At 62.3% G+C, this 20834-nt stretch carries 16 protein-coding genes; 6 read left to right on the top strand and 10 right to left on the bottom strand.

Annotated elements, in window-relative coordinates; translation table 11 throughout:
* Positions 1-57 precede the first annotated feature (57 nt).
* Genes HV675_RS07335 through HV675_RS07345 form a run of 3 tightly spaced genes read left to right on the top strand, consistent with a single transcriptional unit; the run spans position 58 to position 3567 of the window.
* Positions 58-1578: an MFS transporter gene (locus HV675_RS07335; RefSeq protein ID WP_175110211.1), complete on the top strand. Its 1521-nt coding sequence runs from the start codon at positions 58-60 to the stop codon at positions 1576-1578.
* A gap of 39 nt (positions 1579-1617) precedes the next feature.
* The gene (locus tag HV675_RS07340) at positions 1618-3036 is read left to right on the top strand and encodes an aminotransferase-like domain-containing protein (protein ID WP_175110212.1); all 1419 of its coding nucleotides are present in this window, start codon (positions 1618-1620) and stop codon (positions 3034-3036) included.
* 30 nt (positions 3037-3066) lie between these two features.
* A complete protein-coding gene (locus tag HV675_RS07345; protein ID WP_175110213.1) occupies positions 3067-3567 on the top strand; it encodes a GAF domain-containing protein in 501 nt (166 codons plus the stop codon).
* A 62-nt stretch (positions 3568-3629) separates the two neighbouring features.
* On the opposite strand, the gene HV675_RS07350 is transcribed toward HV675_RS07345, so the two are convergent.
* Positions 3630-4049, bottom strand: a complete 420-nt coding sequence (locus HV675_RS07350; protein ID WP_175110214.1) for a DUF4148 domain-containing protein — start codon at positions 4047-4049, stop codon at positions 3630-3632.
* A 52-nt stretch (positions 4050-4101) separates the two neighbouring features.
* Positions 4102-4452, bottom strand: a complete 351-nt coding sequence (locus HV675_RS07355; protein WP_175110215.1) for a DUF4148 domain-containing protein — start codon at positions 4450-4452, stop codon at positions 4102-4104.
* A gap of 535 nt (positions 4453-4987) precedes the next feature.
* Between HV675_RS07355 and HV675_RS07360 the strand changes: the two genes are divergently transcribed.
* Positions 4988-5974: a zinc-dependent alcohol dehydrogenase family protein gene (locus HV675_RS07360; protein ID WP_175110216.1), complete on the top strand. Its 987-nt coding sequence runs from the start codon at positions 4988-4990 to the stop codon at positions 5972-5974.
* Positions 5975-6029: 55 nt separating this feature from the next.
* On the opposite strand, the gene HV675_RS07365 is transcribed toward HV675_RS07360, so the two are convergent.
* Positions 6030-7451, bottom strand: coding sequence for a discoidin domain-containing protein (locus tag HV675_RS07365; RefSeq protein WP_377700745.1), 1422 nt, complete (start codon positions 7449-7451; stop codon positions 6030-6032).
* A gap of 899 nt (positions 7452-8350) precedes the next feature.
* Here HV675_RS07365 and HV675_RS07370 point away from each other — a divergent pair.
* The gene (locus HV675_RS07370) at positions 8351-8779 is read left to right on the top strand and encodes a hypothetical protein (protein ID WP_175110217.1); all 429 of its coding nucleotides are present in this window, start codon (positions 8351-8353) and stop codon (positions 8777-8779) included.
* Positions 8780-8783: 4 nt separating this feature from the next.
* Here the strand turns inward: HV675_RS07370 and glmS are convergent, their stop codons facing one another.
* The 3 genes from glmS to HV675_RS07385 all read right to left on the bottom strand — a co-directional run bounded on the left by glmS (position 8784) and on the right by HV675_RS07385 (position 13430).
* On the bottom strand, positions 8784-10601 hold the full coding sequence (gene glmS / locus HV675_RS07375) for a glutamine--fructose-6-phosphate transaminase (isomerizing) (RefSeq protein ID WP_175110218.1): 1818 nt from the start codon (positions 10599-10601) through the stop codon (positions 8784-8786).
* A gap of 82 nt (positions 10602-10683) precedes the next feature.
* A complete protein-coding gene (locus HV675_RS07380) occupies positions 10684-12045 on the bottom strand; it encodes a hypothetical protein (protein ID WP_377700744.1) in 1362 nt (453 codons plus the stop codon).
* Positions 12042-13430 (bottom strand): sigma-54 dependent transcriptional regulator, encoded by a 1389-nt coding sequence (locus HV675_RS07385; RefSeq protein ID WP_217478049.1) that lies wholly within the window; start codon positions 13428-13430, stop codon positions 12042-12044. The genes HV675_RS07380 and HV675_RS07385 overlap by 4 nt, the downstream gene beginning before the upstream one ends.
* A gap of 177 nt (positions 13431-13607) precedes the next feature.
* Here HV675_RS07385 and HV675_RS07390 point away from each other — a divergent pair, with 177 nt between their 5' ends.
* Positions 13608-14423 carry a Crp/Fnr family transcriptional regulator gene (locus tag HV675_RS07390; protein ID WP_175110219.1) on the top strand — a complete coding sequence of 272 codons (816 nt, stop codon included), beginning with the start codon at positions 13608-13610 and terminating at the stop codon, positions 14421-14423.
* Here HV675_RS07390 and HV675_RS07395 read toward each other — a convergent pair.
* From HV675_RS07395 to pgaA, 4 genes are read right to left on the bottom strand one after another with little or no spacing between them, the layout of a single operon-like run.
* Positions 14359-15000, bottom strand: coding sequence for a hypothetical protein (locus tag HV675_RS07395; RefSeq protein ID WP_175110220.1), 642 nt, complete (start codon positions 14998-15000; stop codon positions 14359-14361). The genes HV675_RS07390 and HV675_RS07395 overlap by 65 nt on opposite strands.
* Entirely contained in the window at positions 14993-16249 is a 1257-nt protein-coding gene (gene pgaC, locus HV675_RS07400; RefSeq protein ID WP_175110281.1) for a poly-beta-1,6-N-acetyl-D-glucosamine synthase, read from the bottom strand. Before pgaC ends, HV675_RS07395 begins: the two co-directional genes overlap by 8 nt.
* Positions 16246-18333 (bottom strand): poly-beta-1,6-N-acetyl-D-glucosamine N-deacetylase PgaB, encoded by a 2088-nt coding sequence (gene pgaB / locus HV675_RS07405; RefSeq protein WP_175110221.1) that lies wholly within the window; start codon positions 18331-18333, stop codon positions 16246-16248. The genes pgaC and pgaB overlap by 4 nt, the downstream gene beginning before the upstream one ends.
* Before the next feature lie 20 nt (positions 18334-18353).
* Positions 18354-20411 carry a poly-beta-1,6 N-acetyl-D-glucosamine export porin PgaA gene (gene pgaA, locus HV675_RS07410; RefSeq protein ID WP_246270134.1) on the bottom strand — a complete coding sequence of 686 codons (2058 nt, stop codon included), beginning with the start codon at positions 20409-20411 and terminating at the stop codon, positions 18354-18356.
* Positions 20412-20834 lie beyond the last annotated feature (423 nt).

Here is a 20834-nt window from a genome sequence, read left to right on the forward strand (position 1 = left end):
TCGTCTGCCCGCGACCGCGCGCATCGCATCACACCGCACTGCAACGCAAAGGTCTCCATGAGTTCGATTTCCGCCGCGCCGACGATGTCGCGCAACACCTCTCTACTGCTGACCGCTTCGCTCGGCTGCGCGATGACCGTGCTGGATACGAACGTGGTCGGCATCGTGCTGCCGTCGATCGCGCGCGACCTGAACGCATCGTTTGCCGATATCGAATGGGTGATCAGCGCGTACGTGTTGTGCTTCGCCTCGCTGCTGCTGCCGGCCGGCTCGATCGCCGACCGTTTCGGCCGAAAACGGGTGTTCATCACCGGCATCACGCTGTTCGCGCTCGCGTCGCTCGCGTGCGGCCTCGCGCCGACTGCACAGGCGCTGTATGTGGCGCGGGCGCTGCAAGGCGTCGGCGCCGCGCTCCAGCTCGCGCCGGCGCTCGCGGTCATCGGCCATGCCTTCCATGGCGAAAACGAACGCGCGCGGGCATGGGCCATCTGGGGCGGCATCATGGGGCTGACCATGGTCGTGTCGCCGTTGATCGGCGGCGTGATCAACGCGCTGCTCGGCTGGCGCTGGGCGTTCAATATCAATGTGCCGATCTGCGCGGCGCTCGCCATCGCGGTGTTCAAGATCGTCGACGAATCGCGCGACCCGACGCCGCGTACGCTCGACTTTCCAGGCATCGCGCTGTTCGCGTCCGCAATGTTCGGGCTCACGTGGGCGCTGATTCTCGGGCCGGAGCGCGGCTGGACCAGCGCAGCGGTCGTGCTGCGCGCGCTCGCCGGGCTGTGCCTGTTCGCGCTGTTCGCAACCGTCGAGCGCCGTCGCGCGCATCCGATGCTCGATCTCACGCTGTTTCGTTCGTGGCCGTTCGTCGGCGCGATCGTCGCAATGTTTGCGTATGCCGCGTGCGCGCAGGTAATGGCGTCGCTGCTGCCGCTCTTTCTGCAGAACGCACGCGGCGAAAGCGCGCTCGATGCCGGCGTCGGCATGCTGCCGTTCGCGCTCGCGATGCTCCTGCTGCCGATGGTGGGCCGCCGGCTCGGCCGCTACCTCGCGCCCTATCAGATCCTTACGCTCGGCCTGGTGATCGTCGGCTGCGGCAACGCGGTGATGAGCGTGGCCGCGCACGCCGACGGACTGACCATACTGATCGCCGGCATGGCGCTGCTCGGCAGCGGCGGCGGCCTGCTCAACGGCGAGACGCAGAAAGCGATCATGGGCACCGTGCCGCGCGATCGCGCGGGCATGGCGTCGGGCATCAGCACGACGTCGCGTTTCTCAGGCATCCTGCTCGGTTTTTCCGGACTCGGCGCGGTGCTGGCCGTCGGCGTGCACAACGCGGTGCTGCGCAATCTCGCTGACGCACAGGTGCCCGCCGCGCCCGGCTTCGTCGACCGCATCGTCGCCGGCGACTTCGAACGCGCGACACAGTTGTATCCGCAATCAATCGCCCGCAGCGTCGCGCGGCTGGCCCGCGCCGGCTACGGCGTGGGCTTCGGTCATGCGTTCCTGGCCGCGGCGGTGGTCGCGCTGGCAGCCGCGGGAATCGTATTCTGCTCGATGCGGCGCAGCGCGCGATAATGTCATGCGCGCATCCGCGCGCTCATGACAATAATCGCGATGACACGTTACGAAGTACTCGCCAATACGATGGCGGCTGAGATCCGCTCGGGGAGCCTCGCGGTAGGCGCGCGCATGCCTTCGCTGCGTCAGGTGATCGCACAGCATGGCGTGAGCCAGTCAACCGTGTTTCGTGCGTACTACCTGCTCGAAGAGTGGGGGCTGATCCGCGCGCAGGAGCGCTCCGGCTATTACGTCGCGCCGGGCGCGGCGATCGCGCGCGGCAACGCGCACGCACAGGCCAAGGCGCCCGCCGAACCGGCGAAGGTCGACATCAGCAATCTGGTGTTTTCGGTGCTTGACGCGGCGAAGCATCCGGGCATCGTGCCGCTCGGTTCCGCGTTTCCGTCACCGCTACTGTTTCCGCTTCAGCGCCTCGCGAAGTCGCTCGGCCAGGCTGCGCGTTTCGTGAGCCCCTGGAACAGCGTGGCCGATTTGCCGCCCGGCAATGAAACGCTGCGCAGCCAGATTGCGCTGCGCTACCTCGGCATGGGCATCGCCCAGCCACTCGACGAGATTGTCGTCACCAATGGCGCGCTCGAGGCGCTGAATCTCTGTCTGATGGCGGTCACGCGTCCGGGCGACGTCGTCGCGATCGAATCGCCCGGCTTTTACGCGGCTTTGCAGGCCATCGAACGCCTCGATCTGCGCGCCGTCGAGATTCCGGTCGACCCGCGCACCGGGCTCGACCTCGACGCGCTTGCGCATGCGCTGCAGACCTATCCGGTGCGCGCATGCTGGTTTATGACCAACTTCCAGAATCCGACCGGCGTCACGCTCACGGTCGAGAAAAAGAAGGCGCTCGTCGACATGCTCGATCGGCACGATGTGCCGCTGATCGAGGACGACGTATACGGCGAATTGCATTTTCAGGCTGACTATCCGCTGCCGGCGCGCGCGTTCGATACGCGCGGAATGGTGATGCATTGCAGCTCTTTCACGAAGACGCTCGCGCCCGGCTATCGGATCGGCTGGGTCGCGGCGGGCAAGTTTGCCGACAAGGTGCAGAAGCTCAAACTGATGACGACGCTGTCGTCGAGCATTCCGGTGCAGGCCGGCCTTGCCGACTATCTTCAGCACGGCGGGTACGACCGGCACCTGCGCAAGCTGCGCTCGGCACTGCTCGCGCAACTGGCGAGCATGGACGCCGCGATCCGGCGCTGGCTGCCGCCGGGCGTGAAGTGGGCGCGGCCCGAAGGCGGCTACTTTATCTGGCTCGAGTTTCCCGAACCGATCGACGCGATGGAACTGCATCGACTGGCAATCGAACAAGGCATCAGCGTCGCGCCAGGGCCGATGTTTTCCGCGGCACGCGCGTTTGAGAATTGCGTGCGGCTCAATTTCGGGCACCCGTGGAGCGCAAAGATCGATGACGCACTGCGCGTGCTCGGCGAACTGATACATCGCGTGAAGCGCTAACCCCTTTGAGATTTCGACGAGGTCATTCCCATGTTCGACGCAACCATTGCCACTGATTTGCCGAAGCCGGCGTTCTATGCCGAACTCGAGCAACAGGCCCGTGCGCTGCTAGCGGGCGAGTCGAACCAGGTCGCCAATGCGGCCAATTTCTCGGCACTGCTTTATCACGCGATGCCGCTGCTCAATTGGGCGGGCTTCTATTTTCTGATCGACGGCGAACTGGTCGTCGGTCCGTTTCAAGGCAAACCGGCCTGTGTCCGTATTGCGATCGGGCGCGGCGTATGCGGCACCGCCGCCGCGACGAAACAGACCCAACTGGTGCCGGACGTGCATGCGTTCGCGGATCACATTGCATGCGATGCGGCATCGCAATCGGAAATCGTGATTCCCTTAATCACGCGAGCCGGTGAACTGCTCGGCGTGCTGGATCTGGACAGCCCTGTGCCGGCGCGCTTCGATGAAGAGGACAGGAAGGGATTGGAAGCCCTTGCGCGTGTGTTTGTCGAATCGATCGACGGGTCATTGCGGTAATTCGGCATCGAGAAGGAGTGGGGACGCGCCGTCCCCCGCTCTCCGTCACGCATTTCCGTCTCTTAACCGCCGAAGTAAGGCACGCAAAAGCTAGCGGGACCGACGCATTCGTTGCCTGGACGATGATGTGCCGGCTTGCGCGAACCGCTCGCGCTCGATCCGGACATGTCGGCGCCCATACTGTCCGCCGACATCGCTTCATTGCTTCGCGCGTCAGCAACCGCGTTGCCGGTTTCACCGCCGCTACCCGTCCCGCCGACCGCAGCCGTGCGTCCGGCATCCTGCGCGGCGATCTTCGCTTCAGCGGCCTGGATATCGGCCGGATAGTTGACGTTCTCACCCGCCGACGGGTCGTAACCCGCCCGTTCGAGACGCGCGAGCTCAGCCTCGACTTGCGCACGCGTGGGCGAGCTTTGCGCGAAAGCTAAAGCGGGACTTGCGATGGCGCTGACCGCTAAGGTCAGATAGACAAGCGTCTTCATGATTTGAATTCCTTGATTCGTCAAAAGGTATTCATTGCCGGAGAACTGCGCATCAGCTACCGAAGTAGAGATTGCAATAGCTCACCGGACCGACGCATGCCTGCTGCCTGCTCGACGCAGCGTCAGGCATCGCTGTGCGACGGCCGCTCTGGTTCATGCCCGCCATACCGGCGCCTTCGCCGCTGCCGGGTTGTTGCGCCTTCTCGCGCGTGACCTGATCCTGATTGCTCGGATCGGTGTCCTCATACGACGCGTCGGCTATAAAACGCGACCCGTTGTTTTCCGCCTGAATCAGTTCCTGCCGAACTTCCGCACGCGTTTGTTCCTGCGCGAACGCATGCGTGAAAACCGTCGTCGAAGCAAGTACGGCAGCGGACATCGTCAACGTTGCAAGCAGCTTCATCTTAAGACTCCGTGAATGTTCGAGGGGGGTGGGAGATACAGTGCCCACATCTGCATGAACATCGCGGCCACGATCACTATTCCGGCGTCCGAAAAATTAAATGCATGTCAACGCGGTCCCCGTCCTTTTTCGATGTGCTTCCGTCTCTTTAACTGTATTTTCGCGGTCGGTCTATGAGCGCTCTTACGCGATATCGGAAAAATTTCATCAACGCACGGTTGCCCTGGAATAAACGCGGCGAACTGGTGTTGCGCGGGTAGACAACGACACGCCGCGCCGGCGAGTCGGATGCGGACGCAACCATGTATGCAGTGGTGTGGAAAGTGTTACGCGCTTTGCGGAATGCTTTACCGGTCTTTAGCGATGCGATCGATCGCATCGTCAGACGGCACAACTAAAAAATGAAAGGTCCGCTTCACGGCGCACCAGGCTATAAATTCAATCGAGCCCACGCGGCGATGCGTGCATCCGCTGGCTTACCCGTACGTTCCATCACCTCACCCGCTAGCCGTTCCAATGCATCAAGGAAACCGTCATGTTCATGAAGGCTCTTGTATTGAATCGCCACGACGGTCCGCTCGAACTGACGAGTTTGCCGATGCCAACACCCGCGGCCGGACAGGTGCTCGTGCGCATTGCCGCCAGCGGATTAAATCCGCTCGATGCAAAAATTCGCGCAGGTCAGGCGGCGCACGCGAAGCATCCGCTGCCGCTCGTGCTGGGTATTGATCTCGCGGGCACCGTCGAAGCAGTCGGGCCCGGCGTCACCGGCTTCGAGGCCGGTGACGGGATCTATGGGATGACCGGCGGCGTAGGCGGCATGCAAGGATCGCTCGCGCACTACGCGGCCGTGGATGCGCGTTTGATTGCGTTGAAACCCGCCCGTCTGTCGTTGCGCGATGCAGCGGCGTTGCCGCTGGCGTTTATCACCGCGTGGTCGGGCGTGGTCGATCGGGCACACGTGCAAGCCGGGCATCATGTGCTCGTGCAAGGCGGCGCGGGAGGCGTCGGTCATGTCGCGGTACAACTCGCCGCCGCATTGGGCGCCAAGGTGTTCGCCACAGCCAGCGCGCGCGATCTGGACTACGTCGCACAACTGGGCGCGACACCCATCGACTATCGCGCGCAAACAGTCGACCAGTACGTCGCGTCCTGCACCGCAGGCGCCGGTTTCGACGTGGTGGTCGACACCGTCGGCGGCGCCGCGCTCGATGCGTCGTTCGCTGCCGTCAGGCATTTCGGCCACGTGGTCAGCGCGCTCGGCTGGGGCACGCACGCGCTCGCGCCGTTATCGTTCCGCGAGGCGAGCTACTCCGGCGTATTCACGCTCTATCCGCTGTTGAGCGGAGAACATCGCGCGCACCACGGTGAGATGCTGCGCGAAGCAGCGCGTCTCGTCGACGACGGCAAACTGACGCCGCACGTCGACGCGCGCCGCTTCGACCTCGATTCGGTCGAAGCGGCGTACCAGGCGCTCTCCGACGGCACTGCGCGCGGCAAGCTCGTCGTCGATATCGTCTGAGGCCGACGCAGGCGCCGACGAGCCGGAACAGCGCCTGCGCAGCCTTCAGCGCGGGTTACGAACCCCAGACCTGCATCTCGTCGAGCGAATAGCCCCACGCGGTCGCGCGCTGCGTGCCGTACATGCGCACATAGCGGCCGCTGCCCTTCAGCTTCGCGAGCGACACGTGACCCGAGCCGACGCCGCTCGACGTCGAATAGATCGTGGTCCAGTTCGCGTTGTCGTTCGAGGTCTGGATCTGATACGTCTTCGCGCCCGCATCCCAGTAGAGGTCCACAGCCGTGATGCTCTTCACCGCGCCCAGGTCGACCGAAAGCCACTGCGTACCCGCGCTGTTGCCTTCGATCGAATCCCAACGCGTGCTCGACGTATTGCCGTCGAACGCCTTGTCCGCCGTCAGGCTCGAGTTGTAGCTCGACGAAGCGCTAGCCGGCTTGCCTTGCGACAGCAGCGTCTTGCCCGGCGTCGACGTGCTCGTGCCGCTGTAGTAGTTCGAGCCCAGCTTCGCCTTCGTGGTGTCCGAGTTCACGCCGAACTGCGACAGGCTCCAGCGCTTGCCGGTCGAAACATCGGCCACATACAGCTGATATCCGCCTGCGGTCGTCGACGAGAAAAACACGTAGTTCGTGCTGTCGACCGGCGCCGGATCCGAGTTGTTGCCCTTGCAGTCGTTGATCGACAGCTGGTTCGGCGTATCGCCCGGGTTGACCTTCGAATAGATCTGGTCGAGCTGGCTCGATGCGTCCTTCCAGCGCGCGTAGAACACTGTGCCGTCCTTGCGCACCATCGGGTAGTAGGTTTGCAGGCCGCTCGGCGTATCGAACGCGACCTTCTGGTGCGTCGAGATGGTTTCCTTGTACAACCCGAGACCCGCACCGGTGCCGGTCGCGAAGTACACCGCGCTGCTATCGGGCGACGGGAACGGCATCGAGCTTTCGATCGACGGCGCCGTGTCGGTCACATCGACCACCGACGTGAATTGCGGACCGCCGCTCGTGAACGACAGCGTCGCTTCCATCACATCGCCGTTCTGCTTGAAAAACAGCTTGCTGCCGTCGCTGCTGAATTTCGGATCTTCGTTGCGCGTTTGACCGGTGCTGTTCGTCATGTTGATCGGCGCGCTATTCGAGCCGACCTGCCAGAAGAACACGTTCCACGCGTTATTGGTCTCGCCCATAAACACGAGCCATTTGCCGTCCGGGCTGAACACCGCGTTCATCGGATCTTTAATGCCCCACGAGCTTTTCGACACCTGCGTGAGCGTACGGGCCGAGAAGTCGTAGATAAAAATCTGGCTGGTGCCGTCGCCGTAGCTCACATAGCTGTGGTACGCGAGCTTGCCAGTGAGCGTGGCAGGAAAGGTGGCGTTCGATTGTGCCGCGGGGCTATTCACACAGGCGGCCTCTACCTGTGCAGCAAGAACGGACAGCGCAAGACCCGCTGCGGCGATACGGAGGGAGGGGGTGAGCAGACGCAAAATTCAGTATTCCTATGATTAATGGCCGTACGAATCCAATTGGCGCGGACGTGGTAAATCTGTCCGATTTCCTTTTTCAAGGAAAAAAGCTCCGCCACCCGGATCGATGCCGAGGAAAAAAACGCCAATTCGCTAAAGTTGGCGAAGCTGAAGGAAAGGAGTTCGGAATTCATTGCCGAAAAAGACCGGCACGAACCTTCGTTCCTTTCGCGGTGGCAGGCTTCGATGCGTATCCCGTGGGCTACGCAGGAAACCTAATGACAGACGAAAGAGCCTGGAGGATACCCGCAGTTATCGTAAAAATAAACCCTCGGGAATGGAAAATGCTCTGGTCTGTTCTGAAATAATGACCTTGCGTCGCATTGCATCGGGGTCTGAACAGAAACAATTACGTAGCACCCCTATTTTATTTTTCATCGGGGCCAAGCCCGCATAACGTCGCATCTTTCGCGATGCGAACGGCATTCGTCTGCTAGAGTGAAACGTAACAAAAACGCAGGTACGTCGAGATGAAAATGCCCGTTCGCCTCCGTAGCTACCTTGCTTCTGTTTCACATCGGCTGTTGCATCGCGATCGCCGCCCGCTAGACCCGGAGCGTTTCGATCGCGCCGAATGCGTGAGCCTGGATCACGGCGATCCATTTCCCCAAACGTCGAATGAAAATAAAAAGTCCGATGAAATCATCGTCGCACCGATGACGATGGGGTTCGCCCTATCCGGGGGCGTGACTCGCGCGTACGAAAGCGACCCTTATTCGGAGTTGAATGGTCCGAACAATGATGGCGCGGCGTGGCTGGGATTGGGTGTCGCGATCAGTGCGTTCGCACTGGTGTTCGGCGGATATGTGGCGATTGCCGGAATGGGAAATCCGGCGACGCTGCGGCGTGCCGAAGCGCTGATGCCGCGCGCGGTGATGGGCATGGCATGGCTGCCCGGCGATCTTGCGGCATTGCCCGAGATACCGGCACCCGTCGCATCGCCGGCCTCCTCTGCACTGGCGGCATCGGAGGCCAGCGCGCTCACCGACATGCAGCGCACCCCGAAAAAGGAAGGGGCCGCGACGGCGGCTGCGGCGCGTGAACGCGCGCGCTCAGCCTCGACAACCACGCGCCGCGACGAGAAATTGCGGACGAGCGACGCATGCGTGAACAAGGATCAGCGCGGATGCTTCCGCAGGTATCAGACGAAGGCGCCGTCTGCCGATCCGTTCCGCGGCGGAGCAAACGGCCCGCGCCGCGTGCAGCGCGATTTCGATCAACCGATGCAGTGGCACAGCGAAGTCGACGTTGCGCCGCCGCTCCGATCGACCACCTACCTGCACCACTGATCGGTCATTCGACCGTGACCGATTTCGCCAGATTGCGCGGCTTGTCGACATCGGTGCCGCGCAGGCAAGCGACATGATAAGCAAGCAGCTGAAACGCGACCACATGCAGTACCGGCGATAGCGGCCCATAGTAGGCAGGCATCCGGATCACATGCAGGCCCGGCGAACGGGCGAATTGCGTGTCCGCGTCGGCAAGCACATAAAGCCGGCCGCCGCGCGCGCGCACTTCCTGAATATTGGACTTGAGCTTGTCGAGCAGCGCGTCGTTAGGCGCGGTGACGATCACCGGCATCGCGTCGGTGACGAGAGCCAGCGGACCATGCTTCAGTTCGCCGGCCGGATAGCCTTCGGCGTGGATATATGAAATCTCCTTCAGCTTGAGCGCGCCTTCGAGCGCGATCGGAAAATGCAGTCCGCGCCCGAGGAAAAGCGCGTTTTCCTTGCGATGCAGTTCGTCTGCCCAGGCCATGATTTGCGGTTCGCACGCCAGTACGCTGCGCAATGCGTCGGGCAAGCCCGCGAGCTGACGCAAATAGACAACCGCGTCTTCATCGCTGATGCGGCCGCGCCGCCGGCCAATGGTCAAGGCGAGCAGAAACAACGCAGCCAGCTGCGTCGTAAAGGCCTTGGTCGACGCGACGCCGATCTCCGGTCCCGCCTGCGTGATAAACGCCCATTGGCTTTGCCGGACCATCGCGCTTGCCGCGACATTGCAAATGGTCAAGGTGAGCGCCTCGCCCATCGACTGCACGTAGCGCAACGCAGCGAGCGTATCGGCGGTCTCGCCGGATTGTGAAATCGGCACGACAAGCGTGCCGCGCTCCTTCACATGATCGCGATAGCGAAACTCGCTCGCGATCTCCGCCTGCGCGGTGATGCCGGCCAGACGCTCGAACCAGCCGCGCGCGGTGAGCGCCGCGTAATAGCTGGTGCCGCAACCGAGCATCAACACGCGCTCGATGCCCGTCAACATCTCGGGGGCGGCCGTGCCGAACGGTTCCTTGTCGAGTGAATGAACGTGACCGGCCGTGCGCGCAAGCGCAAGCGGCTGCTCGAAAATCTCCTTCTGCATATAGTGGCGATAGGCGCCGAGCTCGGCGTCGTCCTGCTGCCGCGCGACCGCGCGAATCTCGCGCGCGACTTCACGGCCGTCGGGGTCGAACACGCGAACCTGGCCATGCACGATATCGGCCATATCGCCGTCTTCGAGATAAATGAATCGCCGCGCGCAGTTGGCCAGCGCAAACGTATCGGACGCGAGAAACGCGCTATCGTCGGCCAGCCCGACGACGAGCGGCGAACCTTGCCGAGCGCCGATCACGCGCCTCGGCTCGTCCCGGCAGATCACGGCGATCGCATACGCGCCGCGCAGCACGCGCGTCGTGTTGTGCACGGCGGCGAGCAGATCGCCGCAGTAGTGGCTGTGAATCAGATGCGCGATGACCTCGGTATCGGTCTGGCTGTTGAACTCATATCCTTGCGCGATCAACGAATCGCGCAGCGCTTCGTAGTTTTCGATGATGCCGTTATGCACGACCGCGATCTGATCGCGCGAAAAGATCGGGTGTGCGTTGTCGATTGCCGGCACGCCGTGCGTCGCCCAACGCGTATGTGCGACGCCCGTCGAACCGTCGAGCGCCTGCGCCGCGACGTCGGTCTCGAGTGCGCGTACACGCGCGAGCGTCCGCACGCGCCGCGTCGCGCCTTGCTGAAGCACCGCGACACCACATGAGTCATAGCCGCGGTATTCGAGGCGTTTCAGTCCATCCAGCAACATCGGCACGATATTGCGCTGGGTCACGCCAGCCACGATTCCACACATGTTCGCCTCCACTATGCTTGTATATGACTGCTCTATCAAACTGTCTGATTGCTTTTGCGTTCCTCTCCTGTCCGTTCGCGTGTCATTGCGCCGCGCGCACCACGCATCGATCGGCGGGTCCGGCCGCTACCTCGCCGTGTGATTTGAAATCCGCCTCGCGCAGCCCCTCCGGCGACAGCGACACGAAATGCACCGAATCGCCGCTCGCGATGCCGGTGACGCCCGTATTGCCCCATGCGAACGGCGCACGCTGTGTGCCGCGCAGCGTGATATGGTCGGCCGCCAGCGCAAGCGTCATCAGCCGTCCGTCCTGCGTCGGCACATAAACGGCGTTGTCCTCCACCGCGATGCTGCTTTCGCGCACGAGCGCGGGCAGACAGCCCAGTTCGGCGGTGCGGTGTCCCTGATCGTCGACGAGAAACGCCACGGCCCGACCAGTATCGAGCGTTGCGAGCACAACGAACCGGTCGATTGCCGACACATAGGCGGCCGCATAAACGTAGTACTGCACGCGAAACGGATCGACGCTCTCTTCGGGTCGAGTCAGCTTGCCCGTGTCCGGATCCAGCACCGCGTATTGCAGCGACGCGATCGTGCTGTCGGGAATGTATTTCTGCCAGACGAGCAGCGCGCGGCCCGGCGAGCCCGCCACCACCGGCCACCATTCGCGTACATGAGCCGCGACGTTGACATGCCGCATCAATCGCCCGCGCCCGTCGTACACGTTGGCATAGACGCCACCGCCCGTGCCCAGATTGTCGACGCCGCCGCCGTTCACCCAGTCGGCGGAATAGAACACGACGAACTGCTCGCCGACCGCCGCGACATGACCCGAGTGCCCGCCGGACTCGACATCTCTCGGGTAAGGCCGGATCGGCTGGAGGTTCTGTCCATACACGCCATAGCGCTGGCTCACATTGCGCGGCGCATTCCAGCCGTCTTCGAACGTGATGAAAATGGTGCCCTTGCTGTTCTGCGCGACAGAAACCGGCTCCTGCGCTTCGGGCCGCTTGATAAAAGTGCGCAGGTTCGACACATGCGGCTCGCCCGGCGCCCATTGCCCGACATACACGTCGTGCGGCCAGTTGCCGTCGCGGTTCGCGCCGCGTGGCGGCACGCCCGAACTGCTGAAGAACACCCACGTCCTGCCGCCGCCCGCATCCGCCTGGCCGATGCCGTGCATAAAGCTGCGCTCGTCGCGTACGCCGGGCGCGGGCACCGCCATCACCGCGCCGACCGGCGCGACGAAAGGCTTCGTGGCAGATGCGGCGACCGGCGCGGCGGATGGCAGCGCCGCCGGCGGCTGCGTGCCGGCCGCATCGGAGATCTGCGACGACATCGCCGCGAGGGCGAGGGCGATGGTGAAGGCCATGCCGATACCGATCGTTGATAACGTCGCGCGCACCGCATGCGCGCGCAGGCCATGCATGTCGATAGGTTTCACTTGCGCCGCTCCGGAAGGTCAGACGGCATGAACCCGGCAACGTCCTGCAGCCCATGCCGCATTCTGAGTCGATAAAGAGTGATACGCGATATGTCGAGCTCTTCAGCCACTTCCCCTGGACGGTTGCCATGCGCGATCAACGCGTCGATCAGGCAGTGGCGCTCCGCTTCGTCGCGCGCATCGGCAAGCGTCAACGCGCGGCGTGCCGGCGGTTCGCCCAGGCCGAGGTCGATCGCGCGAATATAGGCGCCGTCCGCCATCACGATCGCGCGCCGTACCCGGTTCGCGAGCTCTCTGACATTGCCGGGCCAGTCGTGCAGCAGCATCGCGCGTAACGCGGAAGGCGTGAAGCCGTGAATCCGCGACTTTCGTTCGCCCGCGTACAGACCCAACAGATGAAACGCGAGCAAATGGATGTCGGTGCTGCGTTCGCGCAGCGGCGGCACATCGATGCGTAACACGCAGAGCCGGTGGTAAAGATCGAAGCGAAACGACTGGCTTTGCATGGCGGCCTCGAGATCGACATGAGTCGCCGAGATGATGCGTACGTCAAGCGGAATGGACACATCGCTGCCGAGCCGCTGGATCGTGCCGTCCTGAGCGAAACGCAGCAGCGTCGCCTGGCATTCGAGCGGCAGATCGCCGATTTCGTCGAGGAACAGCGTGCCGCCGTTGGCCGCTTCGATATGGCCGATCTTGCGGCGTTCGGCATCGGTAAAGGCGCCGCGCTCGTGACCGAACAGTTCGCTTTGCACGAGCGTGGGCGGTATCGCGCAGCAGTTGATCGCGACGAAAGGTCCATTCGCACGGGACGACGCATCGTGTACCGCGCGCGCGGTCAGTTCCTTGCCGCTGCCCGATTCGCCGGCGATAAAGAGCGGTGCATCGGTGTAGGCGACTTTCTGGATCTCGCGCTGCAATGCCTGCATCGGTTCGCTGCGCCCGACCATCGCTTGACCGCCTGCAAGCGGCGCTGCATGCGGCACCCCTCGCACCAGCGATGCGAGGCGCAACGCACGACGCAATGCAGACTCGACGACATCGAACGCATATGGCAAAAACACGTAATCGAGGCAGTAGCAGCCGATCAACTCGCGCGTTGCGGCTCGCCGCAACTGGTTCGTCGTGACGGCCGCGATCCAGTGCACCTGCGGTGCGCCGAGGCAATGTTCGACGATACTGTCCATCGCGCCGGTGGACTCGTCGCCGAGTTCGAGCAGGCCCACATGCGGCGCCGTCGAATGCCGCAACGTCCGCTGCAGCTCCTGCGCACTGCCGGTCAGCTCGACCGACCAGCCCGCTTCGCGCAAATGGCCGCACAGGCCCGGGTCAGGTGCCGGCGACGCATATAAGAGCGCCGGCGCGTCACGGTTCCTTTTCGGCACGAAATCATCCTCCTCAGCGCTGCGTTCCTTGTCACTGCAGCGAAAGAACGTATTCGGTTCGCGTCGGGCCGTGTGCGCGCACAATGACGATGATGCGCAACGCGGTCAAACATACGATGAAATTCCAATCCGCCGCGTGTTCAATGCGCGCGCACAACATCCGATCCGCAAAGCGCCATGAATCGAGACAAGCTGCTTGCCCCTGCCCAGATGAAGCATGCGTCCGCCTCCGCCGTGTCCGGTCTATCCAGCGCGCCCGGCATGCGCTTCGCCGACTACGACAGCGTGCTCACGCAACTGTCGCGCCGCCTGCATCTGCTCGAACGCGTCGACGACTTCGTTTGCATCGACCTGCACGCCGGTCAGGTGGTATGCGATTGCAACGAAATCTTTCACCACGTGTACTTCCCGCTTACAGCGCGTCTGGCGCATGAATGCATTCTCGACGACGGCCGCTCGATCGAGCTCGTCACGATCGGCCGTAACGGTTTCGCGGGATGGCCCGTCGTCACGCGCAGCGGGTCGATGCCGTTTCGCACCATCGTCACCGCATCGGGCACCGCGTTTCGCTGCAGCGAAGCATCGCTGCTCGCGTGCCTGAAAGAGGAGCCATGGGTCGAGGCACGCATGCTGCAATACGTCGAGCTGATGTTCGCCGAGATGGCGCAGATGGCCTCATGCACACGTCTGCATTCGATCGAACAGCAGGTGTCGTGCCGCCTGCTCACGCTTGCGGATGCCTGCCATGCGGCGCGTGTCGATACGTCGGCCGTCGCATTGTCCCGGGCGCTCGGCGTAACCGCACGTTCGGTGCGCTCCGCGCTGCACGCGCTCGGCGTGGCAGGCATTGTCACGCACGACCGCCACGGCGTGCTGATCCAGCAGCGCGCGGCGCTCGAGCACCGATCGTGCGAATGCTACCGGGTGTTCAAAGCTCTGTATCGGTCATCGGACGACTCCCCATCACGTAGCGAACCCGGATCGGCATATTGACCGGCATATGCAAGGGCCCGTCGTGAGGCGTATGCAGCGACGTGTCGTACCAGCGCGCATGACCCGGCTCCGCGCCGATCGGCGCATCGGCGGGCCCGTCATCGTCGCCCTCCACTTCAGGCTCCGACATCGCACGCAGCGCGGCGATCAGACCGTTGGCATCGTGCGACGCAATAAAGACTCTCGCGACCGCGCCGCGGCACTTCAGCGAAGCGGCGGCAAACGGCCCCGGTTCCACGGTGAGGCCCGCGGTGCGCCGCAACAGCCGCTGCATGCGTGAACGCGACGCGAACGGGTGCGCGACGCGCGACACGGTCATCCATACGACCAGCGCGGCGGCAATCGAGCCGATCGCCGCCATATACGACAGCAACTGGTCGAGCGGCAATTCGTTCTCGTTGAACGGCATCAGATAGCGATACGTATAGACGCCGATCGCCGCCCATAACGACCCTACCGTTGCGGGACGTATCAGACGAAACCACACAACCTGCAGCAGACCCAGTTTGACTCCTTTGTCGGCAATGATCTCGCTGGGCGTGCGGAGTGACAGGTCGATGACAGGGGCGTTATTCATGCTGGATTCCTCGGTCTGGGCTTGTCCATACCGCGCGCTTGCCGCGCCGGCGCAGGACGATGGATGGCAGAGCAATGACAGTGGTGACCATATTGATCAACCAGAAAGCAAGCGGGTACCACACGGTGTCCATGAAATAGAACAACAGCTTTTCGTCGTATTGACGATCGATCATGCAGCCGACAATCAGCTGCAGCACACAGGTCGCGACCAGCAGCATGCCGTGCCAGTGCGGCAGCAGCGAAATGTGCCAGTCGGACGGCAACGGCATGAGCATATTGATAAGGCCGAGCAGCATCACGAACGACATCGAATAGGCCCAGGCGATACCGAGCAGGTATTCGAGGAAGAGCGGCCACATCATCAGCATCGACGGCTTGAGGATTTGCGGCGCGTATTTCATCAGCACCTGAATGCCGCCCTTCGCCCAGCGCAGGCGTTGACGGTAAAGGCCGGTGAGCGTCTCGGGCATCAGAATCCAGCTAAGCGCGTGAGGCTCGTAGGCGACACGCCAGTCGCGCGTCTGCAGCTTCCAGCTGATGTCGATGTCCTCGGTCAGCATGTCCGAGCTCCAGTAGCCGACGTCGGCAAGCGCGCTCTTGCGAAACATCGTGATCACGCCGGACACCGTGAAGATGCGCCCGTACACCTGCTGCGTGCGCTTGATCAGCCCGACGATCGACGAAAACTCGCCGACCTGCATGCGCCCGAGCAGCGACGTGCGCGTACGGATGCGCGGATTGCCGGTCACGGCCCCGACGTTCGGATCTGAAATAAAGTGCTCGAGCATCCATTCGATCGCGTCCCGGCCGAGCAGTGAATCGCCGTCGATACACATCAGGTATGGCGCGTCGCTGACGGTTGCGGCTGTCGTCAGACCGATCGCCTTCCCTTCGTTCTTCGAATGATGAATCACCGTCAGGCGCGGAATGTCCTTCGCCAGTTCGTTCAGAATCGCACCCGTGCCGTCCTTGCTGCCGTCGTTCACCGCAATGATGTCGTAGTTTGCGTAGCCGAGATTCGCGAGGTGATAGATCACGCGCCGCACGTTCGATTCTTCGTTGAAGCACGGCACGATCACCGACACCTTCGGCATGCCGGCCGCCACCAGCGCCCGATGCGACCGGGCCCGGCCCTTCTCCAGCGCGAGGTAGTGAACGAGGCCTCCGATCATCCAGAAATACGACATGAAAAACGGGTAGAAAAAGATGAAATCCTGCAGACGGCTGATCAGATCGTGCGTCATCAGCGTGTTACTCCTTTGGGCTGCTGCGCCTGAAGGAGCGCATTGATCGAAGTCGGATCGAGCCGCGAACGCAGCGACATCACGTCGCGCATCGTTTGCATCTGCGGCACGTCGGTCGCGAAACGGTCCGGGTAATAGCCGAAGTTCACCACCCCGCGCTGGCGCAAATAGCGCATTTCGTCGAGCAGACGCGGCGTCGGGATTTGCGCGCCGGTTTGCGGGTCGACCACCGGCAGTTGAAATACGGTCTGCCGCAGACCGTTCGGCGTTGTCGACGCGACGTCCGCAAGCGAATCGAGCCGCCCGTTGATGCTGCCGTAGTGGTCGCCGGGCGGCATCGCGAGCAAGGCGACGAAATCGTAGGCACGCAGAAATGCTTCGTAGCTCTGCGAATAACGCGCTTCCGCGCTGCGGTCGAGCAGCACCTCCGCATACAGATCGCGAATGGTCAGCACGTCGCCGCCGTTCTGGCTGTCCAGCACGATCTTCTCGAGATCCGTCGAGAAGTCGACCAGGTACTTCGTCTTCGCCACCGTCCAGCGCGTCATCAGCGCGGGATTCGCGCGGATTGCGCCGAGATCGGCGGGCAGGCCCCATTGCTGAAACGTTTGCGCGGCATGCCGGCCTGCGTCCTCATAATCGTCGAGCATCGCATCGCCGCCGAACAGCAATCCGGTAAACGCCGTGTACTTGGCGAGATCCTGATAGATTTCGCGAATCATCGTCTGGGCGGCCGGGTCGAACGGACTCAGCCGGTACAGCTTCGCGGCGCGCCGGTCGGCCGGCGCGCCCGCCGCGGCCGTCACCCGTTCGATGCGCCCTTCCTGTTGCGGCGGCAAGCGGAATGCAAGCAGCGGCATCCACGCATAGACCTGCACATTCGAACGCGTATTCAATTGCCACGCGGCACGCGAAAACAGATCGGCACGCATCGGCAGATGGCGATTCGGGAAGTACAACGCTTCCGCCACGCCGGTGTTGTTCGGATCCGAATAGGCCTGCAGATAAACCGAACTCGGCTGCATCCGATAGATTCGCTCGATCAGATCGCCGAGTTTCTTCTCCTGCACACCGCCGTCGGGATCGTAAACGTCATCGAGATGCACCCGCACCACGCGTTCGACCGGATTGACCTGCCCGCGATTGGTCGCGGGCTCGCGCATCGAGCGCTCGAATCCGCCCACATCGACGTCATACGTCATCAGAATGCGGCGCAGCCGGTCCAGCGGCACATCCGGCGTATTCGGCCCCGCCTCGAGACTGAACTGCGTGTGCATGCCGAGCGACGCGGAGATCTTGCGTACCGGCTGGTTCTCCGCGCCATAAGGCCAGACCATTGAACGCACCGTGACGCCCGCATGTTCGTGCAGCCGGCGCAGGCTGCCGGCCAGATCGCTTTGCACGCGCGCTTCGAACTCGTCGTCGGTCTCGTAGCGCTTCTGGTCCTGCAAATACAGGTGCGATGTCGCGGCCGGCAGTTCATTGCCCTGCGGATTCGCGATCGCGCCATGATGCAGGTCGTGCGTGTGCGACGCGAGTTCGACGAATGGCGATTTCGACAACTGCGCGACTTCGTCCCACGACATGAATGTATCTCTCGGCACTTCGAGCTTGGCCGAAAGACGGATTTTCGTGTCGGGTGGCGTATCGGTCCAGGACGTGACGATACCCATCACCGCCGGAAAGCGGAAACGTTCGAGCAGCGGCAGGACCTTCGTGTAATGACTGCGAAAACCGTCATCGAATGTCAGCATCACCGAGCGCGGCAGCAACGGCTTGCCGCCGCTGCGCGACGCTTCGACGTCCTTTACGGTGATCGGATGATAGCCGTTGAACTGAAGCCACGAAAAAATAGACGTCAACGTGCCCGTATCGACGGCATACGGATCGATCATGTTCTGCGAGTTAAACGACGACAGCAGGTTGTCGCGAACATCATGAAAACAGATCACTCTGAAAGTTTTGCCGTCAACCGGATCCGACGGCGGAAGAATGTCGACCAGTTTGGCCGGCGCCAGCTTAGGAAATAACGAACAACCTGCCATCGCTCCAAGACAACCACAGATAAAACGTCTGCGCGACTGCATCGTCGAACCCCCAAAAAACGTTAGAACGGTATGGTGACTAATGCGTATGCGGTCTCTGATAGTTCCTGATCTCCGTCATAGGCATGCCGGCCAATGCCGATGCCATAGGTCAAGGTGATATCGTGGCTGAACGTCCATGCATGCTCGAGCCGCGCGGCCCAAAAACCGCTAGTGCCGAACCCCCGTTGGTTATACGCACCTCCCGAAATGTAAAAACGTTGCAGCAATGAACGCTCCCCGCTTCTCCATACGGCCCATTGATGCATGAGCCCGACCTCGCCCGAGTAATCGCGCGACGGACTGAAGTACGGCGTGTTCTGAAGCGTGTTGCTGCTGGTCCCCAGGCGCAGCGTCGCATTGATCTGTTGATTCGGCGCCGTGAAAATTCGCTGCGTGCCGCCGGCTGTGATCTCCTGGTGAAAGTTCTCATCGCTATAACGGCCGATGTTATAGCCGATGTCAGCGGAACGGCGGTCACCGTCCGTATAGCTGAACGCGACCTGCCCCGTACGCCCCCATATATGACTGACATAAGCCTTCGATGGCAACTCGTTCGAATCGCTGTCGAAACCGGCCGTCGCCTTGAAGAAATCGTTGAACGAATATTCGACCTGACCATTGCCGCCGGTTCGCCCATCGCCGCCCGTCGAGCGCGACACTTCGCCCTGCACGGTCAGCGGTCCGCGGCGAAAGTCACCGCCTGCACCGTTGCGGATGCGCTGCAGCCGGCCGATATCGGTGAGCGCCCACATATAGAAGTTGTGCGCGAAGATGCGCCAGTAATCGTAGATCGGCGGCGAATAGATGTACGTGTCCGCGCTGAACTGTTCGTCCGCAATCGCAGACGCGCCGTGTTCCGCGGCCAGTTCGGTCGATACGGTCGGCGCACGCCACGCATCGTAATCGCGCTTGAAGTTCCTGACTGAACCGTTCTCCGGAAACGTATCGTCAAATGCGGTGTTGATCTGCGTGGCGTTCGCGTAGTCGCCTGTATTGAGCGACGTGCGGCCGAGCCCCGCGAGTGCCTCGATATTGTCAGGATGGTCGTTCAGCGCGGCGACGTACATGTCTTTCGCAAGACGGTTGCGGCCTTTACCGAGCATCGCATCGGCTTCCGCGTTGCGCACCTCTGCGCTAAACGGCACCTGTTCCTCGAGGCGTTTGAGCTCTGCGAGGCCCGCATCTGTCTGACCAACGTAAATCAGATACTGCGCACGCAACCGATTGAGCCTCAGATAATCGTCGTTGGCAAGATCCCATGGCCTCACCTGATCCGGCGGCGGCAGTGTCGAACTGATATCGTCGAGCACCTTGCCGGCCTCGACGAATTTGTTCTGATCCGTCAGTGCATAGAAGAGCCCCTCGCGCAAATCGATCGGACGCGTGCGCGACCCGTATTGATAACCACGCGTAGCCGGATCGGTGTTCGCTGCCGTCTCCTGCTGAATAGCACGCCGATACGCCACTTCGGCTTTGGCCGGGTCGTTCAGATAGCTATACGCTTCACCCGCCGAAGCAAGCGCTTCGACAGAAACGGGCTGGTTCGCGGGGATAGACTCATATGACGATACCGCCTTGTTCATCTGTCCACGCCCGGCATAGGCCACAGTGCGATCGCCGGCAAGGGAGTAACGCACCTGCTGGTACTCGGGCGTATCCGGCAGACGCGCTTCGAGATCGTCCGCTGCCTTGAGCGCCGCGTCGATACCATCGAAGCGATCGGGGCTCGTCATGGCACGCGCTTTATCGCGGCCGCCTCTAACCTGCTGACGAATGGAAAGTTCTTCAAGCTGTGCAATATCTACTGGCGTGAAGATATCGGGACGCGCCTTGGCCTCTTCGAGCGCTTGCACTGCACCGCCTCCTGTTGCAAGACCGAACACTTCCGTGCGCAACGTACTGGCGGTCTGCGCACCGCCTGCGCTGCTCGCGGGCTGAGGCGCGGCCGCGGGCGCCTGCTGTCCCGCTGGTGGTTGCGCCGGCGCGCCGGGTTGAGGCGCGGACTCGACTGGCTGTTGAATCTGCGGCTCAGGCATTTGCTCAGCCGGTTGTTGCGCGATCGTCTGAGCTTGCGTCATCGACGACGCTTCCGCGACGTCGTTAGGTTCGCGTGCGCCTCCATTGTCCGACTCGACGGCAGAACACATCGACGAAAACAATAGCAGCATGACCGGTGCACATGTCACGAGTGAGATGCAGTTGGCCGGATGAAATCGCTTCGGCTGAGCAAGCACTGCATAAAGACGCTTGGATTGCGCGTTCACAATATGTCCTTAACGTTGAGTGCTTTGTTCTGAAGGACTGCTTCTTTGGAGAAGTCGAGACCGTTCGCTATAAGCGACATCCATGCCATTGCGTACCCGTCTAACGATGCGCAACATGAAATGGGATTGACAGGCATTTCGCCATGCTTGCGTTTCATTTGCGATACATCCCCGAGCCGCCCCTCATCCCTTTGTGAGCAACGCGCGAAAGCACAAACGCAACGACATGGCCGATTC

The organism is Paraburkholderia solisilvae (genome assembly GCF_902859875.1).
Classification (GTDB): Bacteria; Pseudomonadota; Gammaproteobacteria; order Burkholderiales; family Burkholderiaceae; genus Paraburkholderia; species Paraburkholderia solisilvae.

What these genes read in the sequence shown, in the direction of transcription:
- HV675_RS07335 (WP_175110211.1), top strand. Translation starts at nt 58, where the DNA reads ATGAGTTCGATTTCCGCCGCGCCGACGATGTCGCGCAACACCTCTCTA.
- HV675_RS07340 (WP_175110212.1), top strand. Translation starts at nt 1,618, where the DNA reads ATGACACGTTACGAAGTACTCGCCAATACGATGGCGGCTGAGATCCGC.
- HV675_RS07345 (WP_175110213.1), top strand. Translation starts at nt 3,067, where the DNA reads ATGTTCGACGCAACCATTGCCACTGATTTGCCGAAGCCGGCGTTCTAT.
- HV675_RS07350 (WP_175110214.1), bottom strand. Translation starts at nt 4,049, where the DNA reads ATGAAGACGCTTGTCTATCTGACCTTAGCGGTCAGCGCCATCGCAAGT.
- HV675_RS07355 (WP_175110215.1), bottom strand. Translation starts at nt 4,452, where the DNA reads ATGAAGCTGCTTGCAACGTTGACGATGTCCGCTGCCGTACTTGCTTCG.
- HV675_RS07360 (WP_175110216.1), top strand. Translation starts at nt 4,988, where the DNA reads ATGTTCATGAAGGCTCTTGTATTGAATCGCCACGACGGTCCGCTCGAA.
- HV675_RS07370 (WP_175110217.1), top strand. Translation starts at nt 8,351, where the DNA reads ATGCCGCGCGCGGTGATGGGCATGGCATGGCTGCCCGGCGATCTTGCG.
- glmS (WP_175110218.1), bottom strand. Translation starts at nt 10,601, where the DNA reads ATGTGTGGAATCGTGGCTGGCGTGACCCAGCGCAATATCGTGCCGATG.
- HV675_RS07390 (WP_175110219.1), top strand. Translation starts at nt 13,608, where the DNA reads ATGAATCGAGACAAGCTGCTTGCCCCTGCCCAGATGAAGCATGCGTCC.
- HV675_RS07395 (WP_175110220.1), bottom strand. Translation starts at nt 15,000, where the DNA reads ATGAATAACGCCCCTGTCATCGACCTGTCACTCCGCACGCCCAGCGAG.
- pgaB (WP_175110221.1), bottom strand. Translation starts at nt 18,333, where the DNA reads ATGCAGTCGCGCAGACGTTTTATCTGTGGTTGTCTTGGAGCGATGGCA.
- pgaA (WP_246270134.1), bottom strand. Translation starts at nt 20,411, where the DNA reads ATGACGCAAGCTCAGACGATCGCGCAACAACCGGCTGAGCAAATGCCT.